Origin of the sequence: Pseudomonas sp. I8001, from assembly GCF_013385345.1 — a bacterium.
Classification (GTDB): Bacteria; Pseudomonadota; Gammaproteobacteria; order Pseudomonadales; family Pseudomonadaceae; genus Aquipseudomonas.
Window position 1 is genome coordinate 98,675 of sequence record NZ_JACAQC010000005.1, and the last position, 25,713, is coordinate 124,387.

At 62.2% G+C, this 25,713-nt stretch carries 17 protein-coding genes; 13 read left to right on the forward strand and 4 right to left on the reverse strand.

The annotated features are described in order from the left end of the window. Window positions 1–172: 172 nt before the first annotated feature. The 11 genes from urtA to ureC all read left to right on the forward strand — a co-directional run bounded on the left by urtA (window position 173) and on the right by ureC (window position 10,384). Window positions 173–1,438 carry an urea ABC transporter substrate-binding protein gene (urtA, locus tag HX839_RS02300; RefSeq protein ID WP_003217372.1) on the forward strand — a complete coding sequence of 422 codons (1,266 nt, stop codon included), beginning with the start codon at window positions 173–175 and terminating at the stop codon, window positions 1,436–1,438. Between the two features lie 132 nt (window positions 1,439–1,570). Next, window positions 1,571–3,073: an urea ABC transporter permease subunit UrtB gene (urtB, locus tag HX839_RS02305; RefSeq protein WP_003217374.1), complete on the forward strand. Its 1,503-nt coding sequence runs from the start codon at window positions 1,571–1,573 to the stop codon at window positions 3,071–3,073. Further along, window positions 3,073–4,152 (forward strand): urea ABC transporter permease subunit UrtC, encoded by a 1,080-nt coding sequence (gene urtC / locus HX839_RS02310; RefSeq protein WP_008439056.1) that lies wholly within the window; start codon window positions 3,073–3,075, stop codon window positions 4,150–4,152. Before urtB ends, urtC begins: the two co-directional genes overlap by 1 nt. Continuing rightward, the gene (gene urtD, locus HX839_RS02315) at window positions 4,149–5,009 is read left to right on the forward strand and encodes an urea ABC transporter ATP-binding protein UrtD (RefSeq protein ID WP_003217378.1); all 861 of its coding nucleotides are present in this window, start codon (window positions 4,149–4,151) and stop codon (window positions 5,007–5,009) included. Before urtC ends, urtD begins: the two co-directional genes overlap by 4 nt. A 127-nt stretch (window positions 5,010–5,136) precedes the next feature. Continuing rightward, complete coding sequence (gene urtE / locus HX839_RS02320) at window positions 5,137–5,835, forward strand: urea ABC transporter ATP-binding subunit UrtE (protein ID WP_177066690.1); 699 nt, start codon at window positions 5,137–5,139, stop codon at window positions 5,833–5,835. Window positions 5,836–5,865: 30 nt separating this feature from the next. Further along, window positions 5,866–6,705, forward strand: coding sequence for an urease accessory protein UreD (locus HX839_RS02325; RefSeq protein ID WP_003217381.1), 840 nt, complete (start codon window positions 5,866–5,868; stop codon window positions 6,703–6,705). A gap of 175 nt (window positions 6,706–6,880) precedes the next feature. Then, window positions 6,881–7,183: an urease subunit gamma gene (ureA, locus tag HX839_RS02330; RefSeq protein WP_003217383.1), complete on the forward strand. Its 303-nt coding sequence runs from the start codon at window positions 6,881–6,883 to the stop codon at window positions 7,181–7,183. Window positions 7,184–7,192: 9 nt separating this feature from the next. Beyond that, on the forward strand, window positions 7,193–7,714 hold the full coding sequence (locus tag HX839_RS02335) for a GNAT family N-acetyltransferase (RefSeq protein WP_102605723.1): 522 nt from the start codon (window positions 7,193–7,195) through the stop codon (window positions 7,712–7,714). 5 nt (window positions 7,715–7,719) lie between these two features. Then, window positions 7,720–8,250, forward strand: a complete 531-nt coding sequence (locus HX839_RS02340; RefSeq protein WP_008439064.1) for an N-acetyltransferase — start codon at window positions 7,720–7,722, stop codon at window positions 8,248–8,250. Beyond that, window positions 8,247–8,555, forward strand: coding sequence for an urease subunit beta (locus tag HX839_RS02345; RefSeq protein WP_003217389.1), 309 nt, complete (start codon window positions 8,247–8,249; stop codon window positions 8,553–8,555). Before HX839_RS02340 ends, HX839_RS02345 begins: the two co-directional genes overlap by 4 nt. A 128-nt stretch (window positions 8,556–8,683) precedes the next feature. Next, window positions 8,684–10,384 carry an urease subunit alpha gene (gene ureC / locus HX839_RS02350; RefSeq protein ID WP_087693127.1) on the forward strand — a complete coding sequence of 567 codons (1,701 nt, stop codon included), beginning with the start codon at window positions 8,684–8,686 and terminating at the stop codon, window positions 10,382–10,384. On the opposite strand, the gene HX839_RS02355 is transcribed toward ureC, so the two are convergent. After that, entirely contained in the window at window positions 10,369–15,513 is a 5,145-nt protein-coding gene (locus tag HX839_RS02355) for a dermonecrotic toxin domain-containing protein (RefSeq protein WP_177066691.1), read from the reverse strand. The genes ureC and HX839_RS02355 overlap by 16 nt on opposite strands. A 284-nt stretch (window positions 15,514–15,797) precedes the next feature. Between HX839_RS02355 and HX839_RS02360 the strand changes: the two genes are divergently transcribed. Then, window positions 15,798–21,713: an NEL-type E3 ubiquitin ligase domain-containing protein gene (locus HX839_RS02360; protein ID WP_177066692.1), complete on the forward strand. Its 5,916-nt coding sequence runs from the start codon at window positions 15,798–15,800 to the stop codon at window positions 21,711–21,713. A gap of 5 nt (window positions 21,714–21,718) precedes the next feature. Here the strand turns inward: HX839_RS02360 and HX839_RS02365 are convergent, their stop codons facing one another. Beyond that, entirely contained in the window at window positions 21,719–22,027 is a 309-nt protein-coding gene (locus HX839_RS02365; RefSeq protein ID WP_003217397.1) for a chaperone modulator CbpM, read from the reverse strand. 2 nt (window positions 22,028–22,029) lie between these two features. Continuing rightward, window positions 22,030–22,977 (reverse strand): DnaJ C-terminal domain-containing protein, encoded by a 948-nt coding sequence (locus HX839_RS02370; RefSeq protein ID WP_003217399.1) that lies wholly within the window; start codon window positions 22,975–22,977, stop codon window positions 22,030–22,032. Window positions 22,978–23,265: 288 nt separating this feature from the next. On the opposite strand from HX839_RS02370, the gene HX839_RS02375 reads away from it, so the two are divergent. Beyond that, window positions 23,266–24,534, forward strand: coding sequence for an Hsp70 family protein (locus tag HX839_RS02375; RefSeq protein ID WP_087693124.1), 1,269 nt, complete (start codon window positions 23,266–23,268; stop codon window positions 24,532–24,534). A gap of 134 nt (window positions 24,535–24,668) precedes the next feature. Here HX839_RS02375 and HX839_RS02380 read toward each other — a convergent pair whose 3' ends face one another. Beyond that, the gene (locus HX839_RS02380; RefSeq protein WP_003217402.1) at window positions 24,669–25,682 is read right to left on the reverse strand and encodes an AI-2E family transporter; all 1,014 of its coding nucleotides are present in this window, start codon (window positions 25,680–25,682) and stop codon (window positions 24,669–24,671) included. Window positions 25,683–25,713 lie beyond the last annotated feature (31 nt).

Genomic DNA, 25,713 nt, shown 5'->3' on the forward strand with positions numbered 1-25,713 from the left:
CCAGGCACCATCAGGGTGCGCCTGCACGCACAGCCCGCGCTGATTGGCGCCGCATTGGTGCATCGCCCACCCCCACAGCCCGGTCACGGCTCGCGCGCACCACGATTGCGCGCCCCGGCACAGCCTTTGCAATCACTCCCTCATCACATCATTGAGTCATGGAGATTGCACAATGAAGCGTCGCAGCTTGATCAAGGCTTTCACACTGTCGGCATCCATCGCCGCGATGGGCATGACCTGGACGGTACAGGCCGCCGAGACCATCAAGGTCGGCATCCTGCACTCGCTGTCCGGGACCATGGCGATCTCCGAGACCTCGCTCAAAGACATGGCGCTGATGACCATCGACGAGATCAACGCCAAGGGCGGCGTGAACGGCAAGATGCTCGAACCGGTAGTGGTGGACCCGGCTTCCAACTGGCCGCTGTTCGCTGAAAAGGGCCGCCAGTTGCTGACCCAGGACAAGGTCGCCGTGGTGTTCGGTTGCTGGACCTCGGTGTCGCGCAAATCGGTATTGCCGGTGTTCGAAGAACTCAACGGCCTACTGTTCTACCCGGTGCAATACGAAGGCGAAGAGATGTCGCCGAACGTGTTCTATACCGGTGCGGCGCCGAACCAGCAGGCGATCCCGGCGGTGGAATACCTGATGAGCGAAGAAGGCGGCGGCGCCAAGCGCTTCTTCCTGCTGGGCACCGACTACGTGTACCCGCGCACCACCAACAAGATCCTGCGTTCGTTCCTGCACTCCAAAGGCGTAGCGGATAAAGACATCGAAGAGGTCTACACCCCGTTCGGCCACAGCGATTACCAGACCATCGTGGCCAACATCAAAAAATTCTCCGCCGGTGGCAAGACCGCAGTGATCTCCACCGTGAACGGCGACTCCAACGTGCCGTTCTACAAAGAGCTGGCCAACCAGGGCCTGAAGGCTACCGACGTACCGGTCGTCGCCTTCTCCGTGGGTGAAGAAGAGCTGCGCGGCATCGACACCAAGCCGCTGGTGGGCAACCTCGCCGCCTGGAACTACTTCCAGTCGGTGGAGAACCCGGTGAACAAGAAATTCGTCGCAGACTGGAAAGCCTACGCCAAGGCCCACAACCTGCCGGGCGCGGACAAAGCCGTGACCAACGACCCGATGGAAGCCACCTACGTGGGCATCCACATGTGGGCGCAGGCGGTGGAGAAAGCCAAGTCCACCGACGTCGACAAAGTGCGTGAAGCCATGGCCGGGCAGACCTTTGCCGCGCCGTCCGGCTTCACCCTGACCATGGACAAGACCAACCACCACCTGCACAAGCCGGTGATGATCGGCGAGATCCAGTCTGACGGGCAGTTCTCGGTGGTGTGGCAGACCCAGGAGCCGATTCGTGCCCAGCCGTGGAGCCCGTACATTCCGGGGAATGACAAGAAGCCGGATTACGCCGTCAAGAGCAACTAAGACCGCCGCACTGATCGTTCCCACGCTCCGCGTGGGAATGCATCCCGTGACGCTCTGCGTCACACAGCGGACGCAGAGCGTCCAAGGCGGCATTCCCACGCAGAGCGTGGGAACGATCTATAGGAAACTGCCATGCCCACTGCCCTATACCGCTTCATCCTCGCCGCCCTGCTGTTGCTGCCCCTCGCCGCACACGCCAGCGACGCCGAAGACTTCATCAACGCCAACCCGATGCAACAAGCCAAGCTGCTCCAGGACTGGGCCGCCCAGCCCGACCCGGCGCGCATCGAGCTGGTGGACGCCCTGCAACAAGGCCAGATCAGCGTCAACGGCGAAACCAAGACCGTACGCCTGAACAACCGCCTGCGCGGCCTGATCGACAACGTGCAAGCCAGCCAGGAATTGCTCGCTGCCGACCCCAAGGTGCGCCTTGCCGCCGCCCAGACTCTGCAAAAAAGTGCACAACCTGCGCAGCTGAAATTCCTCGACCAGCAACTCGCCGGCGAAACCAATGATGACGTACACACAGCCCTCAGTCTCGCCCTGGCCAACCTGCAACTGGTAGACCCCGACCCGGCCGTGCGCCTGGCCGCCGTGCGCTTGCTCGGCGGCACCGGCGACCCGCTGGCCCGCACTCGCCTGGAAGCCCTGCTCGCTCCCGGCGTCGAAGCCGACGCCACGGTGCACACCGCCGCCGAGACCAGCCTGGCCCAGGTCAAACGCAAACTGATGGTGGGCGAGATTCTCGGCCAGGCCTTCAGCGGCATGTCCCTGGGCTCGATCCTGCTGCTGGCGGCGCTCGGCCTGGCGATCACCTTCGGCCTGCTCGGGGTGATCAACATGGCCCACGGCGAGATGCTGATGCTCGGCGCCTACTCCACCTATGTGGTGCAGTTGCTGATGCAGCGCTACGTGCCCCAGGCCATCGAGTTCTACCCGCTGATCGCGCTGCCGGTGGCGTTTTTTGTCACCGCCGCCATCGGCATGGCCCTGGAGCGCACGGTGATTCGTCACCTCTACGGCCGCCCGCTGGAAACCCTGCTCGCCACCTGGGGCATCAGCCTGATGCTGATCCAACTGGTGCGCCTGGTGTTCGGTGCGCAGAACGTTGAAGTGGCCAACCCCGAGTGGCTGTCCGGGGGAATCCAGGTGCTGCCCAACCTGGTGCTGCCGTACAACCGCATCGTGATCATCGCCTTCGCGCTGTTCGTGGTGGTGCTGACCTGGCTGCTGCTGAACAAGACGCGCCTGGGCCTCAACGTGCGGGCCGTGACCCAGAACCGCAACATGGCCGCCTGCTGCGGCGTGCCCACCGGACGCGTGGACATGCTCGCCTTTGGCCTCGGCTCCGGCATAGCGGGCCTCGGTGGCGTGGCCCTGAGCCAGATCGGCAACGTCGGCCCGGACCTCGGCCAGAGCTACATCATCGACTCGTTCCTGGTGGTGGTACTCGGCGGTGTCGGCCAGTTGGCCGGTAGCGTCATGGCCGCCTTCGGCCTGGGGATAGCCAACAAGATTCTTGAGCCGCAGATCGGTGCCGTACTCGGCAAGATCCTGATCCTCGCGCTGATCATTCTGTTCATCCAGAAACGCCCGCAAGGACTCTTCGCACTGAAAGGACGGGTGATCGACTGATGAACCAGCCATTGATGCTTACGGCCGCGCAAAAGGCCGGCCCCAAGGTGACCGTCGCGGTCGGTGCAGTGGTGCTGATCCTGCTGCTGGCGCTGCCGTTGTTCTCGCTGTTGTCACCGGAAAATCCGCTGCACGTTTCCGCCTATACCCTGACGTTGGTGGGCAAGATTCTGTGCTACGCCATCGTCGCCCTGGCGCTGGACCTGGTGTGGGGTTATGCCGGGATGTTGTCCCTCGGGCACGGCCTGTTCTTTGCGCTGGGCGGTTATGCCATGGGCATGTACCTGATGCGCCAGGCGTCCGGCGATGAGCTGCCGGCGTTCATGACCTTTTTGTCGTGGACCGAGTTGCCGTGGTACTGGACCGGCACCAGCCACTTCCTCTGGGCGATGTGCCTGGTGGTGTTGGCACCGGGATTGCTGGCACTGGTGTTCGGGTTCTTCGCCTTCCGCTCACGGATCAAGGGCGTGTACTTCTCGATCATGACCCAGGCCCTGACCTTCGCCGGGATGCTGTTGTTCTTCCGCAACGAGACCGGGTTTGGCGGCAATAACGGCTTTACCAATTTCCGCAGCATCCTCGGGTTTGGCATCACCGAGCCGGGCACGCGAGCGGCGCTGTTTGTGGCCACCGTGGTGTTGTTGGTGGCGAGCCTGTTCATCGGCTGGCGCCTGGCCCAGAGCAAGTTCGGCCGGGTACTGACAGCGCTGCGGGATGCGGAAAATCGCCTGATGTTCTGCGGCTACGACCCGCGTGGCTTCAAGCTGTTCGTGTGGGTGTTGAGCGCGGTGCTGTGTGGTTTGGCGGGCGCGTTGTATGTGCCGCAAGTGGGCATCATCAACCCCAGCGAAATGTCGCCGACCAACTCCATCGAGGCCGCTGTGTGGGTGGCCCTCGGCGGGCGTGGAACCTTGATCGGCCCGCTGCTGGGCGCCGGTGTGGTCAACGGCATGAAGAGCTGGTTCACCGTGGCGTTTCCAGAGTATTGGCTGTTCTTCCTCGGTGCGCTGTTCATCATCGTCACCCTGTACTTGCCCAAGGGTGTGATTGGCCTGCTGAAGAAAAGGGGCGACCAATGAGAATTACAGCGACGGCGGAATTCATGCTCGAGCCCATTCTTGAACCGAACAAAGACCAGGGCAGCGCCCGCGATGCCATCGGCCTCGGCCAGGCTGCCGGCAAAGGCCTGAACACCCGCCACGGCACGATCCTGACCCTGGAAGACATCAGCGTCAGCTTCGACGGCTTCAAGGCGTTGAACGACTTGAACCTGTACATCGGCGTCGGCGAATTGCGCTGCATCATCGGCCCCAACGGCGCGGGCAAGACCACGCTGATGGACGTGATCACCGGCAAGACCCGGCCCAGCCACGGCAAGGCCTGGTTCGGCGAAACCCTCGACCTGACGAGCATGAGCGAAGTGCAGATCGCCCAGGCCGGCATCGGTCGCAAGTTCCAGAAGCCCACGGTATTCGAAGCCCTCAGCGTGTTTGAAAACCTGGAGCTGGCGCAGAAGACCGACAAATCGGTGTGGGCCAGCCTGCGGGCACGCTTGAGTGGTGAGCAGAAAGATCGCATCAGCGAAGTGCTCGACACCATCCGCCTCACCGCTTCAGTCAATCGCCCGGCCGGCTTGCTGTCCCACGGCCAGAAACAGTTCCTGGAAATCGGCATGTTGCTGATGCAGGACCCGCAACTGTTGCTGCTGGATGAACCGGTGGCGGGCATGACCGATGCCGAAACCGAGTTCACCGCCGAGCTGTTCAAGCGCCTGGCGGGCAAGCATTCGCTGATGGTGGTGGAACACGACATGGGCTTTGTCGGCTCGATTGCCGACCACGTGACGGTGTTGCACCAGGGCAGCGTGCTGGCCGAAGGGTCGCTGGAACAGGTGCAGGAAAATGAGCGGGTGATCGAGGTTTACCTCGGTCGCTGAACCTGATCGTTCCCACGCTCCGCGTGGGAATGCATCCGGTGACGCTCTGCGTCACACGGCGGACGCGGAGCGTCCATTGCGGCATTCCCACGCAGAGCGTGGGAACGATCATTAAGGGGAACTGAACATGCTGCAAGTCGACAAGCTGCACCAGTACTACGGCGGTAGCCACATCCTGCGCGGGCTTTCCTTTGAGGTAAAAGTCGGCGAAGTCACCTGCCTGCTGGGCCGCAACGGCGTGGGCAAGACTACCCTGCTCAAGTGCCTGATGGGTTTGCTGCCGGCCAAGGAAGGTGCGGTGAACTGGGAAGGCCGCGCCATTACCGGCTTCAAGCCGCACCAGCGGGTGCACGCTGGTATCGCTTACGTGCCCCAGGGCCGGGAGATTTTTGGCCGCCTGACAGTGGAAGAAAACCTGCTGATGGGCCTGTCACGCTTCCCCGGCTCCGAAGCCAAGGAAGTGCCCGCCTTCATCTACGAGCTGTTCCCGGTGCTGCTGCAAATGAAGCAACGCCGGGGTGGTGACTTGTCCGGCGGCCAGCAACAGCAGCTGGCTATCGGCCGGGCCCTGGCCAGCCGCCCGCGCCTGTTGATCCTCGATGAACCCACCGAAGGCATCCAGCCGTCGGTGATCAAGGAGATCGGCGCGGTGATCAAGAAGCTCGCGGTACGCGGCGACATGGCGATTCTGCTGGTGGAGCAGTTCTATGATTTTGCCGCGGAACTGGCCGACCAGTACCTGGTGATGTCCCGGGGCGAAATCGTCCAGCAGGGGCGTGGAGAAAATATGGAAAGCGAGGGTGTGCGCGGGCTCGTTACGATCTAATCTGTAGCGTCCTAACGATAAGCACTGACCATGACCCTACCTGCCCCCACCGCGCTGTTCACCCCCAGCTGGCACGCCGAGCTGGAACTCGGCTACGCGCGTTTCGGCGACACCACGCGCCCGGTGATGCGCCGCCACCTCGGCCCGCTGCGGGTGCAAAAGCATCTGTACGCCGAAGGCCCCGAGGTGTGCCAGCACATCATCGTGCACCCGCCGGGCGGGATTGCCGGCGGTGATCGTCTCGATATCAGCGCCCATGTCGCCGAAGGTGCGTGGGCGCAACTGACCAGCCCCGGCGCGGCCAAGTGGTACCGAGCCGGCGGGCCGGCGTATCAGAAACTGGAGCTGACGGTAGAGGCGGGCGCGACGCTGGAATGGCTGCCGCAGGAGACCATCGTGTTCAGCGCCGCCCAGGCCGAACTCACCACCCGCATCGACCTGCAAGGCGATGCCCGGCTGTTTTACTGGGACGTGGTCGCCCTCGGGCGCCCCGCCAGCGGCGAGCGTTTCGACCTCGGGCACTTCCAGTCGCACCTGGATATCCGCCGCGACGGCCAGTTGATTTGGCATGAGCGCCAGCGCATTGTGGGCGCCGACGGTTTGCTCGACTCACCCATCGGGCTGGACGGGCAACCGGTGTTTGCGACCTTGCTGGTGACCGGCGAAATCGACCCTGAACTGCTCGAACAATGTCGCTCCCTGCCCCACCCGGTACGCGGCGACCTGACCCAATTGCCCGGCCTGCTGGTGGCCCGCTGCCTGGCCAGTGAAGCGCTGCTGGCGCGAGCCTGGCTGATCGCACTGTGGCGCCTGCTGCGCCCGGCCGTGCTGGGCCGAGAAGCGGTATCACCGAGAATCTGGAGCACATGAAGATCAAAAGTCGACCCTGTTCCCTGTGGGAGCCGGGCTTGCCCGCGATGGCATCACCTCGGTACATCAGACATACCGAGTCGTCAGCATCGCAGGCAAGCCAGCTCCCACATAAAGCAGCTTTCACATCGGATCTTCAGTGTTTTTATGAATATTGTTTGAAGGACCTTGAACGATGGACCTGACCCCACGGGAAAAAGACAAACTGCTGATCTTCACCGCCGGCCTGGTGGCCGAGCGGCGGTTGGCGCGCGGTGTGAAGCTCAACTACCCGGAAACCATCGCCTACATCTCCGCCGCGTTGATGGAAGGCGCCCGCGATGGCCGCACCGTGGCCGAGCTGATGCACTTCGGCACCACCCTGCTCACCCGCGAACAGGTGATGGAAGGCATCCCGGAAATGATCCCGGACATCCAGGTGGAGGCCACCTTCCCCGACGGCACCAAGCTGGTCACCGTCCACCAACCCATCGCCTGAGGCCCGACCATGTCCTTTTTGATTCGTGATGCGGTGCACGCCGATCTGCCAGGGATTCGCGATATCTACAACGACGCGGTGCTCAACACCACGGCGATCTGGAACGAACAACCGGTAGACCTGGGCAACCGCCAGGCCTGGTTCAGCGCTCGTCAGTCACAGTTTTATCCGGTCCTGGTGGCCGTCGAAGACGAGCAGGTCATCGGCTATGCCTCGTTCGGTGACTGGCGGCCCTTCGAAGGCTTTCGCCACACCGTCGAACACTCGGTGTACGTGCGCAACGACCAGCGCGGCAAAGGCCTCGGCCCCCAGCTGATGCAGGCGCTGATCGAGCGGGCGAAAACCTGCGACAAACACGTGATGGTCGCCGCCATCGAAAGCGGCAACCAGGCCTCGATCCGCCTGCATGAGCGCCTGGGTTTCATCACCACCGGGCAGATGCCCCAGGTCGGCACCAAGTTCGGACGCTGGCTGGACCTGACCTTCATGCAACTGACGCTCAACCCAGGCGCTGTGCCGCCCAAGGAGTGACACCGATGAACGCCCAACTGCGTCGAGTCAATGCCGAAAGTTTTGCCCATTACCGCCCGGGTTTGATTGAGCTGTTGCTGGACGCCGTGAAGCACGGCGCATCGGTGGGTTTCATGGCCGACTTCGATGAAACCCAGGCCAGCGCTTATCTCAACGGCGTGCAGGCCAGCCTCACCGATGGCAGCCTGCTGCTGTGGGTGGTGGTGCGTGATGAACACGTCATCGCCAGCGTGCAATTGGCGCTGTGCATGAAAGCCAATGGCCTGAACCGCGCCGAAGTGCAGAAGCTGCTGGTGCACAGCGAGGCCCGGCGCCGTGGCCTTGGCCAGCAACTGATGAGCGCCCTGGAACTGAGCGCCCGCCAGTACAAACGCGGGCTGCTGTACCTGGACACCGAAGCCGGCTCCGGCGCCGAAGCCTTCTACCAGTCGCTGCGTTATACCAAGATCGGTGAATTGCCCGACTACTGCCAAAGCCCGGACGGGCGCTACACCCCGACCGCCATCTACTTCAAGACCCTGGGGCAACCTGCATGATTCCTGGCGAATTTCAGATCCAGCCTGGCGACATCGAACTCAACGTGGGCCGGCGCACCGCCACCCTGAGCGTAGCCAACAGCGGCGACCGGCCGATCCAGGTTGGTTCCCACTATCACTTTTTCGAAACCAACGACGCACTGACGTTCGACCGTGCCGCCAGCCGTGGCATGCGCCTGAACATCCCGGCCGGCACCGCCGTGCGCTTTGAGCCGGGGCAGAGTCGTGAAGTGGAACTGGTTGAGCTGAGTGGCAAACGCCGGGTGTTCGGGTTTGCCGGGCGCATCATGGGCGACCTGGATTAATGATCGTTCCCACGCTCTGCGTGGGCATGCATCCTGTGACGCTCCGCGTCACGACCTTCAAGAGCGGACGCAGAGCGTCCAGGGCGACATTCCCACGCAGAGCGTGGGAACGATCAGGAACTAAACACATGAAGATTTCCAGACAAGCCTACGCCGACATGTACGGCCCCACCGTTGGTGACAAGGTCCGCCTGGCCGACACCGAGCTGTTCGTCGAAGTCGAACAGGACTTCACCGTCTACGGCGAAGAAGTGAAGTTCGGCGGCGGCAAGGTGATCCGTGATGGCCAGGGCCAGAGCCAACTGCTTGCCCATGAGGTGGTCGACACCCTGATCACCAACGCGCTGATCATCGACCACTGGGGCATCGTCAAGGCTGACGTCGGCCTGAAAAACGGCCGCATCGCCGCCATCGGCAAGGCCGGCAACCCGGACATCCAGCCCGGCGTGACCATCTGTGTCGGCGCCAGCACCGAAGTGATTGCCGGTGAGGGCATGATCCTCACCGCCGGCGGCATCGATACCCACATCCACTTCATTTGCCCGCAGCAAATCGAAGAAGCACTGACCAGCGGCGTCACCACCATGATCGGCGGCGGCACCGGGCCGGCCACCGGCACCAACGCCACCACCTGCACCTCCGGCCCATGGCACCTGGCGCGCATGCTCCAGGCCTCCGACTCGTTCCCGATGAACATCGGCTTCACCGGCAAGGGCAACGCCAGCCTGCCGGAGCCGTTGATCGAACAAGTGAAGGCCGGTGCCATTGGCTTGAAGCTGCACGAGGACTGGGGCACCACGCCGGCGAGCATCGACAACTGCCTGAGCGTCGCCGACGAGTACGACGTGCAGGTGGCGATCCACAGCGACACCCTCAACGAATCCGGCTTTGTCGAAACCACCCTCGCCGCCTTCAAGGGCCGCACCATCCACACCTACCACACCGAAGGTGCCGGTGGCGGTCACGCGCCAGACATCATCAAGGCCTGTGGCTTCCCCAACGTGCTGCCCAGCTCCACCAACCCAACCCGGCCGTTCACCCGCAACACCATCGACGAACACCTGGACATGTTGATGGTGTGCCATCACCTGGACCCGAGCATTGCCGAAGACGTGGCCTTTGCCGAAAGCCGCATCCGCCGCGAGACGATTGCCGCCGAAGACATCCTTCACGACCTCGGCGCCTTCTCGATGATCAGCTCCGACAGCCAGGCCATGGGGCGGGTCGGCGAAGTGATCACGCGTACCTGGCAGACCGCCGACAAGATGAAAAAACAGCGCGGCCCGTTGCCTGGCGACGGCGAAGGCAATGACAACTTCCGCGCCAAACGCTACATCGCCAAGTACACCATCAACCCGGCGATTACCCACGGCATCAGCCACGAAGTGGGCTCGATTGAAGTGGGCAAGTGGGCCGACCTGGTGCTGTGGCGCCCGGCGTTTTTCGGGATCAAGCCAACCCTGATTCTCAAGGGCGGCGCGATTGCCTCAAGCCTGATGGGCGACGCCAATGCCTCGATCCCGACGCCGCAACCGGTGCACTACCGCCCGATGTTCGCCAGCTTCGGCAGCTCGCTGCACGCCACCAGCCTGACCTTTATCAGCCAGGCGGCGTTGGCGGCAGGCCTGCCGGAGCAGTTGGGGTTGAAGAAGCAGATCGCCGTGGTCAAGGGTTGCCGCGCGGTGCAGAAAACCGACTTGATCCACAACGATTACCTGCCGGATATCGAGGTTGACCCGCAGACCTACCAGGTCAAGGCCGATGGAGTATTGCTGTGGTGTGAGCCTGCGGATGTGTTGCCGATGGCGCAGCGTTACTTTCTGTTCTGAAGCGCGATTTCCAGAGCCTCGTCAGTGAGCCTCTGGAGAATCGCCTTGCGCTCCTCGTGCAGTTTCACCGCAAGCGCATCATAGACGTCCTGGTGCATGGGCGTGCCGGGAGGAAAATCCTCAACCGACTTGTCCAGCATCAGGGCCGAATTGCGCAGGGTATTGCGCAGGGCCATCTTCTGCGACTCAAGCAATCGACCATTGGCCGCCAGATCATTCAGGGCACTCGTCAAGTCTTCCAGCGCCGCCCTTTTGCGCGTCAGCCAGACAAAGGCCGCGGGCGTCGAACGCTCAAGGTACTCACCCCAGAAGTCCAGCTCGACGAGCGCATCCCTGAGCAGGTCGCCCTCCTCCAATGCCATGACCCGATCAAAAGCATCGTCCAGCATCTGCGGGGTGACGTCGGGTTCCGGGTACATCACATCCGCTGATTGCCAGGGCAGCTCAAGCCGTTGGGCCAACCCGGTGGAAAACGCCAGATGGACCCCCACTTCGTCGATAGCCCGTTCGGGGTTTCCAGCAGAGTCGGTTCCCCGGTCTCGATCATTGGGGAACTTGCGGCCTTGCTCACCCAATGCCGCCACCCGGGCGCGAGCAATTTCTCCCAGCTTGTTGAGCCGGGTCCTGCCTTTGGCCACCGTCAACATCAGTTGCTCGACCACGTCGGGGTGAGGGTTGGTCCAAGCCTCATACACCATCACTTCCATCCCCATGGCATTGAACAATTGGGCACCCGCATCAACGCAGCTGGTAGGCGCCCTCGCCATGTCGAAAAGCTTCTCACGCAGCCGGGTGTCGTCGTACATGGCGCGCAACATTCGCCAGACCTTGGCCGTAAGGTCTTGCGCGAAGTCTTCCGACATTGCATCGGCAGACTCGCTCAACTTGCGGATTTCGTTAAAAAACGGTTCGGCGCCCCTGGACTCTTCCAAGGCATTCCATAGGGGCTGCAAGTCCCTCCACTGCATGTCGGTGAGGCCGGACTTCCATTGGATGCTGTCCTGCATCCCTCGGGGTGGAAACTGCCGCTCCGGGTCCATACCTACAGATGCAATGTACTGCTTGAGCTGGCGAAGGCCTTCGGGCGTCAGCAAGGAGCGAGTAACACGGGTGCGCGCAAGAATCGCAGCCTGCGCTGAACCTGGCTCGACTATCGGCACCTCGAGCGCATTACCTTCCAGGTCCAGGTTGAACTCGCGAGGCCGGGGCCTGGCGAAGATCCCAATGGGCCAACCACGTTGCCCGGTATCGCCCAATGAAACGTGATACAGCCGGCGCATCCGGCTGATGTCCGGCGCCATGCCCAGCGGGTTGGACTCCAGCTCGAGTGTCTGGAGCCGGGTGAGGTTCTTCAATCGGTTGACGGCCGCGACGTCCAGCACAATCTCGTTATCCGCCAGTATCAACGTCTCAAGCCTGGGCAGATGCTCAAGCAACAGGGGCAGGCGGGTGAGCTGGTTGTCTTCCAGGTTGAGGGTGCGCAAGCTGCGAAAGGGAGCCAGGAAAGGCTCGACGGCATTGGTCAGTTCCGCACTGGATATTTCCAGGTAAGTGACATGATCAAAGTTGGCGCTCAGCGCCGGAAGCGACGCCAACTGAGGTTGTATGTCAATCTCGCTCACTTCGATCTTCTGGCCCAGGGGATTGCCGGAACTGTCCACATCAACCTCACCGTTACGCCTCCAGGCGCGAATCAACACCTTGCGCAGTTCTTTACGGATGGCACGCTGCTCTCGGTATTCAGCGCTATTGGCCTCACCAAAGCCCTGGATCGGTGATGCTTCCCAGGTCTCCAAGGTGGAACGGAGCATTTCGTACTCCTGCTCCAGAGAGATGAGCCAGGTGTCGTCGGCCGGCGTGTAAGGTGCACGCAGTTGGGCAATCTGCACTTCGTCAAAAGTGGGGTAGAGGGCTTTGATACGCTGGCGAACGTTGTGCTCCCAGGAGCCCGCACCACGACCACTCCAGGCATAACCGATCCGCCCGCGAGAAGAGCGCTGCGGCGAAATGAAAAAGGGTGAGCCCAACGGTTGCATGCCCAGCACCTTGCGCAGGCCGGCACGGGACAGGGCGTGCTGTTGAATCAACCTTCCAAGTTGCGGCCCCTGCCCGACCTCTGGCAACCCCACGGACTGGCGATGGGCCTCCGGCAGTGCGTGCTGCAAGGAATCGTACAAGCTATCGACCCCATGTAACTCGTTGCCCTGGGTGTCAAACACCTGATACTGACCATCGCCCACTCGCACCAGCAGTTTGAGGTTGCTGGACCCAGGCAGGCCATAGTTGGCACGCAGGCGCCCGCTCACCGAGCCTTCGTGCACTTCAATGCGCAGGCTGTCCCGCCAACCGGGAAGGTGCTCAAGGGTATTGAGCACCAGGGCTTCAGTGTCAGCATTGGCCAACGCATCCAGGTACAGCCCTTCATACGCCCGGGCCAGGCGCAATTCCCCAAGTTTCTGGCGCGCTTGCTGCGCCAGCTCCAGGGGAATCTTGCGATTGTTGACCAGGCTCGCCCGCTGCGAGGGGCTGGCACCTTCCAGCAGTTCCTCGACCATGACCGCGGGCAGGCTTTTGAAGTCGCGCGCGAACAGTTGCAGTTCGGCGCTGCCAGGCGATGACCGCCCGAGGTAAAGGCTGTCGAACACCCGCCGCAGGGACTGTTTTGCATAGATTCCCAGCCGTTCCTGCAACGCCTGGCTACGCAGCGCGGCCCCGTAAGGCATGTGTTGGCCGAGCAGGTTTTTAAGCTGCTCCTCGGGCAAACTCTCGACGATCAACGCAGGCAGCTTGCCGCCGAACAGGTCGATGCGGCTGATGCTGATCAGTTCCGTCCCGGGCGCATGAGGTTGGCCATACAACGCAGCTGTCCTGCTGGTGCCCTGGCCGTCAAATACTTCGATGGTCCTGCCGGGCGGCCAGCCGGTCATTTCCACCATCAACGACGCGGCGTAGCTGCCCAGGTCCATCGACATCGACCCCGCAAGGATCTGCCCACTCAAGCTTTCGGCGCGCCCGTAAGCCCGCATGCGCACCGCCGTGTCGAGTGTGATTGCCGGCGTCGGCTCGCTTTCCACGTACAGCCGGCGCAGCACGCTTTCATCGGTGTCACTGATCTTGCGCACCTGCTCCAACTGCGTATCGCTCAGGCCTTCCATTACATGGCTCAGTCGCCGCATCAGCGGAGCACCTTGCCACGTCAGGGGCTCATCGGCCTCATGGGTCCAGGCGCCAGAACCGTTGTTGACGATCTGAGGCTCATACGCCTCGGGCCTGCCGGGGTGCTGGACCCGGTACACGCCCGGTTCGTCTTGCGCGGTCACGGCGTAGCGATTGCCGTCCACCGACACCACCTGGCGCCCATTGACGGTATGTAGTCCCGCCTGGTCGGGAACCGAGCCTGCCGGCAGTCGGATGTCCTGCGCATAGGGCGCAAGGTCCGGCTTCCACAAGCGGGCCTTGCCCGACGGCAGCCTGACCGCCTTGAGTCCTTCGATAAACGGCGACAGGCTGATATGCAACGCAGCGCCGCCCACCGCCAGTTGCGCGAGATTTTCCAGCACGTCAGCGATATGCGCCCAGCCGGCCTCGCGGTCACCCTGGCCGAGTTCAACCACGCCCTCCAGCACTTCGTACAGCAGTTGCCCGGCCGTGACCACCGCCATCAGTGCACCCAAGGGCGGAATGAACATCGACACCAGGTTCAAGGTGAACAGGCCGATGTTCATCAGATGCGCCATCCGCCGGTCGTGGCCAGCCGCGTCGGTGTGAGCGGTGGGTATCGCCATGCTCAACCCATCGTCGAGTGCGCGCTTGCGCATGTCGGCGTACAGCTCGTCCCAAGGGTCGACGTCGATCCACAGCCCCTTGATCGGGTGGGCGTTGAGGTTCAGGTTTGGCTGGTCCTGCGGCGTGCGGCTGATATGTCGCGGGGACTTTATGACGGCGTTGATCGCCTGGAGTTCGGTAAGGGATTTTCTAGCGTAGTACTGTCGCCACGCTGGATCAGGGCCCAGGGCCACGCGCCCTTGCGGTTCATCGACGCGTTTCTCGGTGAACCGCCCGTAGTAGTAAGCCAGGTATTTTTTCCCGATGAACCGTGAGAAAAACTGTTGGTGGGCCGTGACCTGAACCCCCCTGCTGTCCCAATAGTCCTCTGGCCTGTAAGCGGTCAGCTCACGGGTCGTTTCCTCTGCATAGTCGGCAAAGGTTTCGTAGCGCTTGACGGGGTGCTCGGGGTGGTCGGGGATGTAGACGATAAGCCAGGTGCCATACCCATGCTCCACGCTCGGGTCGATCATGAGGCAGCCGTGCATTTGCAGTTCCATGATACTGGGCCAGCGGTGCCAGACCTGCTTGCCTTCGTGCTTGATGCGTCGCTCGCCATTGGCGATGCGCAGCAGTAGCGCGTAGTCGTCGCTGCGAATATCACCTTTGAGCAACGCCACGTAGGCGGCGGCTCTGAAGGCGTCCTTTTGCCGGGTGATAAAGCGTTCACGCAGCAGGTTCCTGGACACGGTTTGCACGGGCAGCAGGTAGGTGGTGAGGTGTTCCTGGTACAGCCTGCCCAGGTCCAGGTCGCGGCATAACCGGGCGAAGGTCTCGATCGTCAGGGTCGTGGTATGGCGCTCGAAACGGCCATCGGCGCCGGGAGCGGTGATAAAGCCTGAAGCACTGTCGAAGAACCCGGCGCGGGTCTCGCGCGCTTCAAAATTGTTCAAGGCCGCTTGCAACAGGGACAAAGTCTTGGTCCGGTAGCCTGTCGCTAGTCCTTCGACCGGTACATAGAGGCGCAGATGCACCTGGTTGACGTCCAGCTCAAACCCGGCGGCCTTCAACGCGGCTTCAAGCAATGGCCGGGCGAAGGCGTTGACCTCTTGCACCTTGCCGGTCGCTTGCTCCAGTGCAGTGTGAGACTTGATGCTCGCCTCCAACAGGTTTTGCAGCGCAGCCTTCTGTGCCGGGGTGGTGGCCGCATACCAGGCGGGGATCTCTGGCTTGGCCTGCGTGATGGCTGCACGCAGGGCAGGAGATGCGCTGACCAGGCTTTCGGGGATGGCGGCTTTGATCTGTGCATAGTGACGCCCTTCGCCGCCCGGCAGGAGCGAGGTGGAGGCTTGAGGTGCTGGCATAAACGAGTACCGATAGGGAAATTAAGGCAATGACCTTAATCAGTCGCCCCCGGCACTCGGCGGTAGCTATTTGAACGGATTGCCCCCCATGGACGAACACTCAAAAAGCGCTGGCAGGCTTGATGCACACGGGGGGATTTCCATGGGGTAATTAAGTCGTCGATCCATAGGTAATCCGGGGCCGATGCGTTAACTATTGCGTGCTATCCAGCGGCTTTTCGACTTATTAATCCACAGCGGTTTTCAGTAGCCTTTTTCCTTTGCTTACCCAAAGGAATGCCCCCATGCAGGATGCCCCCTCCGTTACTCCCCTCTCATCTTCCGACGACAACAGTGCGTTCATTCGCCAGGCCATTCCGGACTGGCTGGTACAGGCGCCGGCCCACCGCATAGAAGCGTTGAAACAGGCCAGGCTCGAACAGGCGCAGTGGATGGACAGCTTGTCGCCGCTGCAGCGAAGAACCTTGAAGGCGTTCAATGAAACCAGTTTCAAATCCCAACACGCGGTGGATAAACACCTGGCCAACGTCCAGGCACTCAAGCCCTTCGCCATAGGCCTGCTCAACGGCGCGCTGAAAGAACAATTCAACCTCACCGTGGATGTCGAAGGCACCTCTCTTCGTTTGTATGAGCCGCTGAGGCTCGGCACCCTGGGGATCAAGGCCGGCGAATACAAAGTACTGGAGGTGTCGCTGGTGCAGGCTGCCCTGCATAACTTTGAAGCCAGTGAAGGTGAAGACGGCGCATTCGATCCTGCCTCCGGGTTCACCCAATACCCGGACCGGGAAGGCGCCTCTCCCAGGATCAGCCCGGCGCTGACCGTACCCGCCTTTATCAGGCTGTGCCGTACGCTGGACGTGGGTGCCCGCTACCAGGCGCACCTCAAGGAAACATTACTGCCCACCGACGAGACGGCCGCCACCCGGTTGCGCGACGCCGTGATCACCAGCCAGAAGGATGCCCTCAGGGCTGCGGCGTACCTGGCGCTGCTCAAGCAGGACATTCTCCCGGATGACTTCACCATGGTGCTCAAGGTGGTCGACGGCGAACGCAACCCGACGCTGGGCGGCAAGCCGGTGTGGTTCAGTTGCCTGAGCGTGATGGACCGCGCGCTCATGGGGAGCGTGGTGTTTACACCGGTGGAAAAATATCGCTATGCCACCGACTTCATCGTCTACCTGCCCCACGATCCGGAGCACCCGCTCAAGCGCTACAACAGCCTTGATGCGCTGAAAACCGAACTGAACCGCCAGTGGGTGGCGCGCGATAAAGCGCCAAGCGAATCCGGCAATAACAACCGCCCGACGCCCACGAGCTACCAGCATTTTTTCAGCCAGTTTCTCAATGAGCATGACAAGCCGGCGTTCTTCAACCGGTTTACCGAACCCGCTGCGGACTCCACCGCCGCCGTCGACGCAGTAGCGCGTTCGCCGGTGACCCAGACAATGCTGCAACTGGCCTTCCCGGTATTGACTACGACGGTCATGCCCCAGTCGCTTCCGCCCCCGAAAGCCGGCTGCAGGGTGGTGAAGACGGGCGCTCCCGACCTGTACCTGATGGTGGTCTCAAGACAGGGCCTGTGGGCTGACAACGTCGACCTGTGGGCCAACCTGTTTGAGCATGGCCGCGACAAGGCCCTCGGCGATGCGCGCGACCAGGCAGTGCCCACCGCCGATGTCGACGCCCGGGTGCGCGGGCAAAAAATCGCCCGTTGGCTGGAGGCCGGCGCTACCGTGCTCGGCCTGGGACTGGCGTTCGTCCCGGTGCTCGGCGAAATCATGCTGGCCGCCATGGCGGGCCAATTGCTCTACGAAACCTTCGAAGGTGTGATCGACTGGGGCGAAGGCGACCGGGACACGGCCAAGGCTCACTGGTTCGACGTCGCGCAAAACCTGGCCGCCATGGCGCTGCTGGCCGGCGCGGGGAAAGGCCTGCAAAAACTCGCGGCACCGCCTACACCCGCGTTGGTACAAGGGCTCAAGCCGGTGCGTTTGCCAGGTGGCGAGCTACGGCTGTGGAAGCCGGACCTTACGCCTTATCGCAGCCCCGTCGTATTGCCCAAGGACGCCACGTTTGATGACCTGGGCTTGCACAGCCACGACCAGCAGCCGCTGCTGCCCCTCGACGATCACCTGTATGCCGTCAAACCCGAGCCCGACGGCGACACCTATCGCATACAACACCCCACACGCTCCGACGCTTATGCCCCGCAGGTGGCGCATAACGGCGCAGGTGCCTGGCTGCATGAAGGCGAAGAACCGCTGACCTGGGACGGCCCGGCGCTGATGCGCCGCCTGGGTTATCGCACACGGGGCTTGAGCGACGCACAACTGGAACAGGCACGCATGGCCAGTGGCACTCGCGCCGATCAACTGCGCCAACTGCATGTGGACCTGCAACCGCCGCCCGCCCTGTTGAGTGACAGCCTGGCGCGCTTTGGCATCCATCAGCGGATCGAGACCTTTATCGAGAAGATGGGCAGTGACGACCCGCTGGATTATGCGCTGGCCGACCCGGCGATCACCGAGCGCGTGGTGGCGCACCGAGGCTTGACCTATCCGGCGGTCCTCGACCCGACTCCCCGGGTGCTGGACGAACAGACGATGCTGTGGCGCCGGGAAGTTGCCCAGGCCGCCCGGGACAGTCGGACCTCGCTGTTCGACGCGGATTATCGCGCCCATAACCTGACCCGCTCGCCCCCGGTACAGCAGCTCATGGACAGGTTTTCCGGCCTGCCGGCGGAGGTTGCCAGGCAGTTGCTGGAAACCGCCACGGACGCGGATTTAACCACGCTGAGTGGCCATCAGCAGTTGTCACCAAGGCTCACCGCCCTGGCGCGCGAAAGCCAGCAGCAAGTGCGCATGGCACGGGCCTATGAAGGCTTGTTCCTCGACACCCTGCAGAGCCCGGACAGCCTGCGCTTGGCCCTGCATACCCTGCCCAGCTTGCCGGGTTGGGACCCGAGCCTGCGGGTGGAAATCCGCTTGGGCAGCGAACAGGGGCCACTGATCGACGCCGTCGGTCCAGAGGCCGACGCACCGCCGCTGATGCTGGCGATGGGTGAAGACGGAGCGTTCGGCGCCACCGACCTGTATGGCGCCGTTCTGGCACGCCTTGAACAGGGCCAGCGTCGAGCACTAGGCGAAGCCGCACGGGACGCCGGCACCCTGAAGCAGCGGGTGCGACAAACGCCATTGGCCCGGGACGAGCTGCGCTCGGTACTGCTGGAATACCCGATGCTGCGCAAACCCTTGGCAGGAGACCTGCGCCTGCGGGGCGGCTCCCCGCTGCACAAACTCACTCAATTGCGCAGCACCCATACGCGGGTGCGCAAGCTGTATCCGGGGTTCAGCGACGAGCAGGCCACAGCCTTCATCGAGACCCTCGGGAGCGATGCGCGCACTGAGTTGACGCGCCGGGAAGACCAATACGCCGCCCTCAAACGCGCACTCAAGGACTGGGTGAAACGCAGTGCCCGAGAAGATACGAGCCGGCGTCCATTTGAGGTAAACCCGGGACGCCGGGAGCAGTCAGTGGCCGATGCGTTGAGAGACTGCTGGCGCCGACAGACCGTGGACCGTGCCGGGGCCTACACCGGGCGCCGACTGGAAATCAGCGCCCAGGTGAACCTGCCCAAACTCAACGCCGATTTTGCCCATGTCGAGGAGTTGGTTCTCGACTACGTGAGCTTCAGCGACGGCCCCGGGCAGTTCCTTGGCAACTTCCCCAATCTGAAACGTTTGACCCTCAAACAAGTCGGCGGTATCGGACGCCATACGCTGACCGAACTGCCCGAAGCAATCACGGCCATAAAGGCGCTGACGCACCTGGACCTGTCGAAAAATGCCATCCGCCTGAGCGAAATCAGCGCCGGCCAACTGGCCGGCCTGAGCCGCCTGGAAGAACTGTGCCTGAACGATAACCCCTTGGGCACCCTGCCGGATTTCAGCCCGCTGCTACGACTGCGCAAGCTGGAGCTGCGTGACACCCGGATCAATCAGTGGCCCACAGGCCTGCTGGAACTGCCGGAGCTGAGAGAAGTCGACCTGTCCGGCAATCACCTGAGCGCGGTGCCCGACAGCCTGCTCAACCCAGCCCCCGAAAACGTGGAAGCCAGCATCCGTCTCAACCGCATGACCCGCCTGCGTGACAACCCATTCACCCCGCAAGCCAATCAGCAGATGCGGGCGTACATCGCTCGCCTGGCACAAACTCGCCCGGGCTGGCGCAACGGCGGCCAGCCTGGCGCCTTCGAAGTACCCTTGAGCCACACCGACGAAATGCGGCGGATAAGGGACCTGTTTCCCGGCTACAGCGAGGAGGAAAACGAGCAATTCGTATTGCACGCAGGCGACGGGGCGCCGGCCGAACTGACGCGCCTGGAAGGCGAGTGGCAAACCTTGAGCACCCAACTGAACGCCTGGGCCACACAACGGTTCCTGGTGGCTGCCGACAGCGAAAACCTGCGTGCAGGGGATGCAAACCATCGCCAGCAATTCGCTCGAGACCTCAAGGCGTGCTGGCGGCGCATGACTCCCAAAGTGCTGGCCCAAGATGGTTCTCCCGCCGGCTACACCCTTGAAGCACTCGGCTTGAGAGTCGGCGACTTGCCTGCGCTGGAAGCAGATTTCAGCCACGTTGGGTCAATCAAGCTTCAGGACATGCAATCCGTATACGGCCTGGATGAGTTTCTCGGCCACTTCAGTCACACCCGTTGGCTCGACCTGTCGTACGGAGAGTTGCGTTCAATCCCGCCCAGCGTTGCCCGGATGACTCGGCTTACCCGCCTGGACCTCAGGAGCAACCAACTTTCCCTGAGCGAGGCCGACGTGGATCTGCTGGAGGGGCTCACTTCACTCAAGATCATCAATCTGAGCCGCAACGCCCTGGCGCGTACCCCCAACTTCGCAACCCTGCCGAACCTGCGTAGGGTGAATTTGAAAAACACCGGGATCACCGAGTGGCCGCAGGGCTTGGGGCCACATCAGGCGTTGGACATCGTTAACCTGGCGCAGAACCGCATCACGCAGTTGCCCGAGTCCCTGGTCAACCCGCTGCCCGAGGAGGCCGAGGCATTCATCTACGTCAACAACGTCACCTTTATCGACGGCAACCCGCTGAGCACCGAAGCCCGCAGGCAGTTGGTCGAGTATTGGAGCAATGCAACCTTGCTCCACCGCGAGGCAGCAGCGGGCCGGCAGCCCGGCGCGATGCGTTATCGGGCGCCACAGCCCGCTACAGTCGAGGTTCACGCGCCTCAAGAACAGATCGCGGACGACACACCGGAGCCGGCATACCAGCATTGGATGGATGGTCTGTCACCCGAGGAAATCGACGTACGACGCAGCCTGTGGGAGTCGATTGCCGAGAAACCCGGTTCGCAGATCTTCCTCGACATCCTCGACAACCTCAAAGAATCGGCGGAGTACCGCAGCCGCTATACCGACCTGCAATCGCGCCTGTGGCAATTGCTCTATGCGGCCCGGGACGATGGCTTGCGTGAAGAGCTGTTCAACCTGGCGGGTGACCCGCGCTGCGGCGATCGGTCGGCCCTGGTGTTCAGTGACATGGAGACCAAGGTGCTGACGTGGCAAGCCACGCGCTATGCCGCCGATGGCGAGGCGGGACCGGCACTCTACACGTTGGCCAAAGGTCTTTTTCGCCTGGACGAGGTGGAAAAATTAGCCAGCGCAGACATTCGGGTTCGAGAAGGCATGATTCGCACGTCGACCATGACCCCTGAACAAAAAGTCGCCGCCCTGGAAAAACTGGAAGATATTGAAATTCGCCTGGCCTATCGCATGGGCCTGGCCCGCCGCCTCGGCCTGCCCGGTCAGCCCAACGATGCCCGCTACCTCGCAACGGGACAGGTAGCGCCGGATATCCTGAATAATGCCGCCATCACAATCGAAAAACTGGACAACTCCAAGAAGCTCGTACAGTCGCTGTTAGGCCGCGAATTCTGGCAGGCCTTTATTCGCAACCATTATGACGATGAGTTCAGCGTCCTGAGGGAGCCCCATGACGTGCGCTTGAATGCGTTATCCGAGGAACACGATGCGGGCGCCCTCAGTGATGAGGCATACGCAACCCAGGCTGAAAATGTGCAACTGCAACTGGCCGTGGACGAGGGGCAGCTGGTTCGCTCGCTGACCCTGCGCGACTGGGTGCCGTGCAAGGCGCGCTGCAGCATCACCTGATGGATTCAGGGCGTTTGTACCAACCGCCCCAGCCGTTGCTTGAGCATCTGGTTCTCGGCTCGCAGTTGCTGGACTTCCTCCAGCAGGTCGAGCGCCAGGGCGACGCCTTCCCATTCCAGCTCCAGGTCCTTTTGCAGCGCCGAGGCGCGCTTGGCCAAGGCCAGTTCGTAATCGGTGAAGCGCCAGGACTCGGGACTGGTCCCCACCGGTTCAACGATGCCGTGCTCGACGATTTCGATCACGTAGGCCACCGACAGGTCGGTGGCCTCACAGAATTCTGCCATGTTCACTTGAACCAAACGGGGACTGCTCATCGTTAGCTACTCCATGATTCTCTTGGATCGAAGGCGGCTTTTTGTGCCAGTTCCTGCCACAACGCCTTGACCTCGTCGTCGGTGTTTTTCGGCATCACCGCCTTGAGTTGCACAAACAGATAACCGCGCTGCCCGGCCTTGTTCAACAAGCCATGGCCCTTGGCGCGCATGCGCTGGCCGTTCTGGCTGCCGGCCGGCACCTTGAGGTTGATTTTGCCGGTGAGGGTCGGCACCGCCACTTCCGTGCCCAGCGCCAGCTCCCACGGGGCCAGTGGCAGGGTGATGATCAGGTTCTCACCTTCCACATCGAATTTAGGGTGTGGCGCGAACTTGATGATCAAGTACAGATCACCATTGGCACCACCGCCAATCCCCGGCGCGCCCTGGCCCTTGAGGCGGATGCGCTCGCCGTCGGCCACACCGGCCGGGATCTTCACGTTCAGGCTCTTGGTGGTGTTGCTGACGTGCTGGCCGGCCGCGTTGTATTGCGGCACCTGGAAGTTGACCTGCTTGGACTCGTTGGACAGGGTCTCTTCGAGGAAGACCGGCAGTTCCATTTCCACATCTTGCCCTCGACGCCCGGCACTGCGGCCCTGGGCACCACCAAAACCATTGCCGCGCGAACCGAAGATCGAGCTGAAGAAGTCCGAGAAGTCGCCGGTGTCCTGGCCACCGCCGCCATAGCCACCACGGCTCTGCCAACCTGGCGGGCCCTGGAACGGCTGGCCATGCTGGCCGTATTTGCGCAGATCGTCGTATTCGGCGCGTTTGTCGGCGCTTTTCAGCGCTTCATAGGCTTCGGACGCGTCCTTGAACTTGGCTTCGGCGTCCTTTTCCTTGCTCACGTCCGGGTGATATTTGCGCGCCAGCTTGCGATAGGCGGCCTTGATCGTTTTGTCGTCGGCAGTCGGCTCGACGCCGAGAATCTTGTAATAGTCTTTGAAGTCCATCGGGAGTATCACCGTCCGTTATCGATATCGCACTGCCAGCGTCACAGCATGCGCCTGTTTGCGGCGTCTGGATTGACCGATCTCAATCTTGTGACCGAAGGGTGCGTCAGAAGTTTATCGGCGCTGCGGGCAGAATCCTGCAGCCACCAACCGTATGGGGAGGATTTGGGGGCAAACACCGGGCTTTCAAGGTAACAAGTGCGTTGTATTTAGCGGATAGTCGGCCTACGCATCTGCACGCGGGTGGCATACACTGCGCGGCCGTTTTTCAACCGGAACCCGATTGACATGAAAAACCCATCCCCAGCCCGTGCCTGCGGTATCGACTTCGGCACGTCCAACTCCACCGTCGGCTGGATTCGTCCCGGCATGGAAACGCTTATCGCGCTGGAGGACGACAAGATCACGCTGCCGTCGGTGGTGTTCTTCAACTTCGAAGAGCGCCGCCCGGTGTACGGTCGCCTGGCCCTGCACGAGTACCTGGAAAACTACGAAGGCCGGCTGATGCGCTCGCTCAAGAGCCTGCTGGGTTCCAAGCTGATCAAGCACGACACCAGTGTATTGGGCACGGCCATGCCGTTCACCGACCTGCTGGCGCTGTTTATCGGCCAACTCAAGAGCCGCGCCGAGACCACCGCCGGGCGTGAGTTCGAAGAAGTGGTGCTGGGCCGTCCGGTATTTTTCGTCGACGACGACCCGATGGCCGACCAGGAAGCCGAGAACACCCTGGTGGACGTGGCCCGCAAGATCGGCTTCAAGGACATCTCGTTCCAGTACGAACCGATTGCCGCGGCCTTCGACTACGAGTCCACCATCGAGAAAGAAGAGCTGGTGCTGATTGTCGACATCGGCGGGGGTACCTCCGACTTCTCCCTGGTGCGCCTGTCGCCCGAGCGCCGCCAGATCGACAACCGCCACGACGACATCCTCGCCACCGGCGGTGTGCACATCGGCGGTACCGACTTCGACAAGCAGCTCTCGCTGGCCGGCATGATGCCGCTGTTCGGCTACGGCAGCCGCATGAAGAGCGGCGCCTATATGCCCACCAGCCATCACATGAACCTGGCGACCTGGCACACCATCAACTCGGTGTACTCGCAGAAATCCAAGCTGGCGCTGGGCAGCATGCGCTACGACATCGAGGACACGGGTGGCATCGACCGCCTGTTCAACCTGATCGAGCAGCGCGCCGGGCACTGGTTGGCGATGGAAGTGGAAGAAACCAAGATCCAGTTGACCCGGCAGGACAGCCGCCATGTGTTGCTGGACCGGGTCGAGCCGGGGTTGAGCGTGGAATTGAGCCGGGCGCTGTTCGAGTCGGCCATCGATGGCTTGCTGGAGCGGGTGCGCAATGCGGTGACGCAACTGCTCAACGACGCCTCGGTGGACGTGGCCCAGGTGGACACGGTGTTCTTTACCGGGGGTTCCAGCGGGATTCCGGCGCTGCGCCACAGCATCTCGGCGATGCTGCCGAATGCGCAGCATGTGGAAGGGAACATCTTTGGCAGTATTGGCAGTGGTCTGGCGATTGAGGCCAGCAAGCGCTACGGCTACTGAGTTTTAGCTGAAACCGTGGCGCGCCCTTCGCGAGCAAGCCCGCTCCCACATTCGGCTGCATTCCAAAGTTGGAACTCGGTCAAATGTGGGAGCGGGCTTGCTCGCGAAGGGGCCAGTCCAGGCAACATCAATGCCTAAACCATCCCCGCCAGCTTCAACTCACTCTTCAAGTACGCATAATAAATCGGCCCCGCCACCACCCCCGGCAGGCCGAAGGCGGCTTCGAACACCAGCATCGCCAACAACAATTCCCACGACTTGGCACTGATCTGCCCACCGACAATCCGCGCGTTGAGGAAGTACTCGACCTTGTGGATCACGATCAGGTAGCCCAACGCCGCCACCGCCACCCAGATCGACAGCGACAAGGCCACGATGGTGATCAGGGTGTTGGACATCAGGTTGCCGATCACCGGCAGCAGGCCCAGCAGGAACGTCAGCACGATCAGGGTCTTGGTCAACGGCAGGTGGATCCCGCACAGCGGCAGCACCACCGCGAGGAAGATCGCGGTGAACGCGGTGTTCAGCGCGGCGATCTTGATCTGCGCGAAAACGATGTTGCGAAAGGCCTGGACCAGCAGGTGCAGGCGATCAAACAGCGCGGCCGCCAGGGGTTTGCGCTTGGTCAGGTCCGGCACCCGTTGCAGGGCGATGATCGCCCCCAGCACCATGCCGATCAACAAGGTCACGAACATGTGCGCGGCGTCTTTGCCCACCAGTTGCAGTTCGCTGAGGTGTTTGCTCAGCCATTCGCCGATGGCCACGCGGAACTCGGCGGCGCTGGCCGGCAGGTAGGCGTCGAGGAACGGCGGCAACTGGCCGCGGGCACGGTCGACCACGCCCATGAACTTATCGAGGGAAGCCCCGGGGTTTTCCGCTTCGTGCAGCAGGAAGCTGATGGCCCCGGCAAAGATCAGGGTCAGGATGCTGACGATCAAGGTCCCCAGCAAGGCTACCGCCAACCAGCGCGCACGCCGGCCTTCGATCAACCGCTGCAACTGCGGGGTGAGCATGTTGACCAGCTCGTACACCAGCAGCCCGGCCAGCAGGCTCGGCAGCAACTTCAATGGCAAAACCAGCAGCAGCCCGCCAAAAATCAGCACGCAACTGACCAACAACAACACGTGACGCTGAGAAAACGTTGGCATACAGCCTCAAAACGAACGGCGTTAAAGGATG

Coding starts and splice junctions, on each gene's coding strand:
- urtD (WP_003217378.1), top strand. CDS start 4,149: ATGAGAATTACAGCGACGGCGGAATTCATGCTCGAGCCCATTCTTGAA.
- HX839_RS02360 (WP_177066692.1), top strand. CDS start 15,798: ATGCAGGATGCCCCCTCCGTTACTCCCCTCTCATCTTCCGACGACAAC.
- urtA (WP_003217372.1), top strand. CDS start 173: ATGAAGCGTCGCAGCTTGATCAAGGCTTTCACACTGTCGGCATCCATC.
- ureC (WP_087693127.1), top strand. CDS start 8,684: ATGAAGATTTCCAGACAAGCCTACGCCGACATGTACGGCCCCACCGTT.
- HX839_RS02335 (WP_102605723.1), top strand. CDS start 7,193: ATGTCCTTTTTGATTCGTGATGCGGTGCACGCCGATCTGCCAGGGATT.
- HX839_RS02325 (WP_003217381.1), top strand. CDS start 5,866: ATGACCCTACCTGCCCCCACCGCGCTGTTCACCCCCAGCTGGCACGCC.
- HX839_RS02340 (WP_008439064.1), top strand. CDS start 7,720: ATGAACGCCCAACTGCGTCGAGTCAATGCCGAAAGTTTTGCCCATTAC.
- urtC (WP_008439056.1), top strand. CDS start 3,073: ATGAACCAGCCATTGATGCTTACGGCCGCGCAAAAGGCCGGCCCCAAG.
- HX839_RS02345 (WP_003217389.1), top strand. CDS start 8,247: ATGATTCCTGGCGAATTTCAGATCCAGCCTGGCGACATCGAACTCAAC.
- HX839_RS02355 (WP_177066691.1), bottom strand. CDS start 15,513: ATGCCAGCACCTCAAGCCTCCACCTCGCTCCTGCCGGGCGGCGAAGGG.
- HX839_RS02370 (WP_003217399.1), bottom strand. CDS start 22,977: ATGGACTTCAAAGACTATTACAAGATTCTCGGCGTCGAGCCGACTGCC.
- urtB (WP_003217374.1), top strand. CDS start 1,571: ATGCCCACTGCCCTATACCGCTTCATCCTCGCCGCCCTGCTGTTGCTG.
- HX839_RS02365 (WP_003217397.1), bottom strand. CDS start 22,027: ATGAGCAGTCCCCGTTTGGTTCAAGTGAACATGGCAGAATTCTGTGAG.
- ureA (WP_003217383.1), top strand. CDS start 6,881: ATGGACCTGACCCCACGGGAAAAAGACAAACTGCTGATCTTCACCGCC.
- HX839_RS02375 (WP_087693124.1), top strand. CDS start 23,266: ATGAAAAACCCATCCCCAGCCCGTGCCTGCGGTATCGACTTCGGCACG.
- HX839_RS02380 (WP_003217402.1), bottom strand. CDS start 25,682: ATGCCAACGTTTTCTCAGCGTCACGTGTTGTTGTTGGTCAGTTGCGTG.
- urtE (WP_177066690.1), top strand. CDS start 5,137: ATGCTGCAAGTCGACAAGCTGCACCAGTACTACGGCGGTAGCCACATC.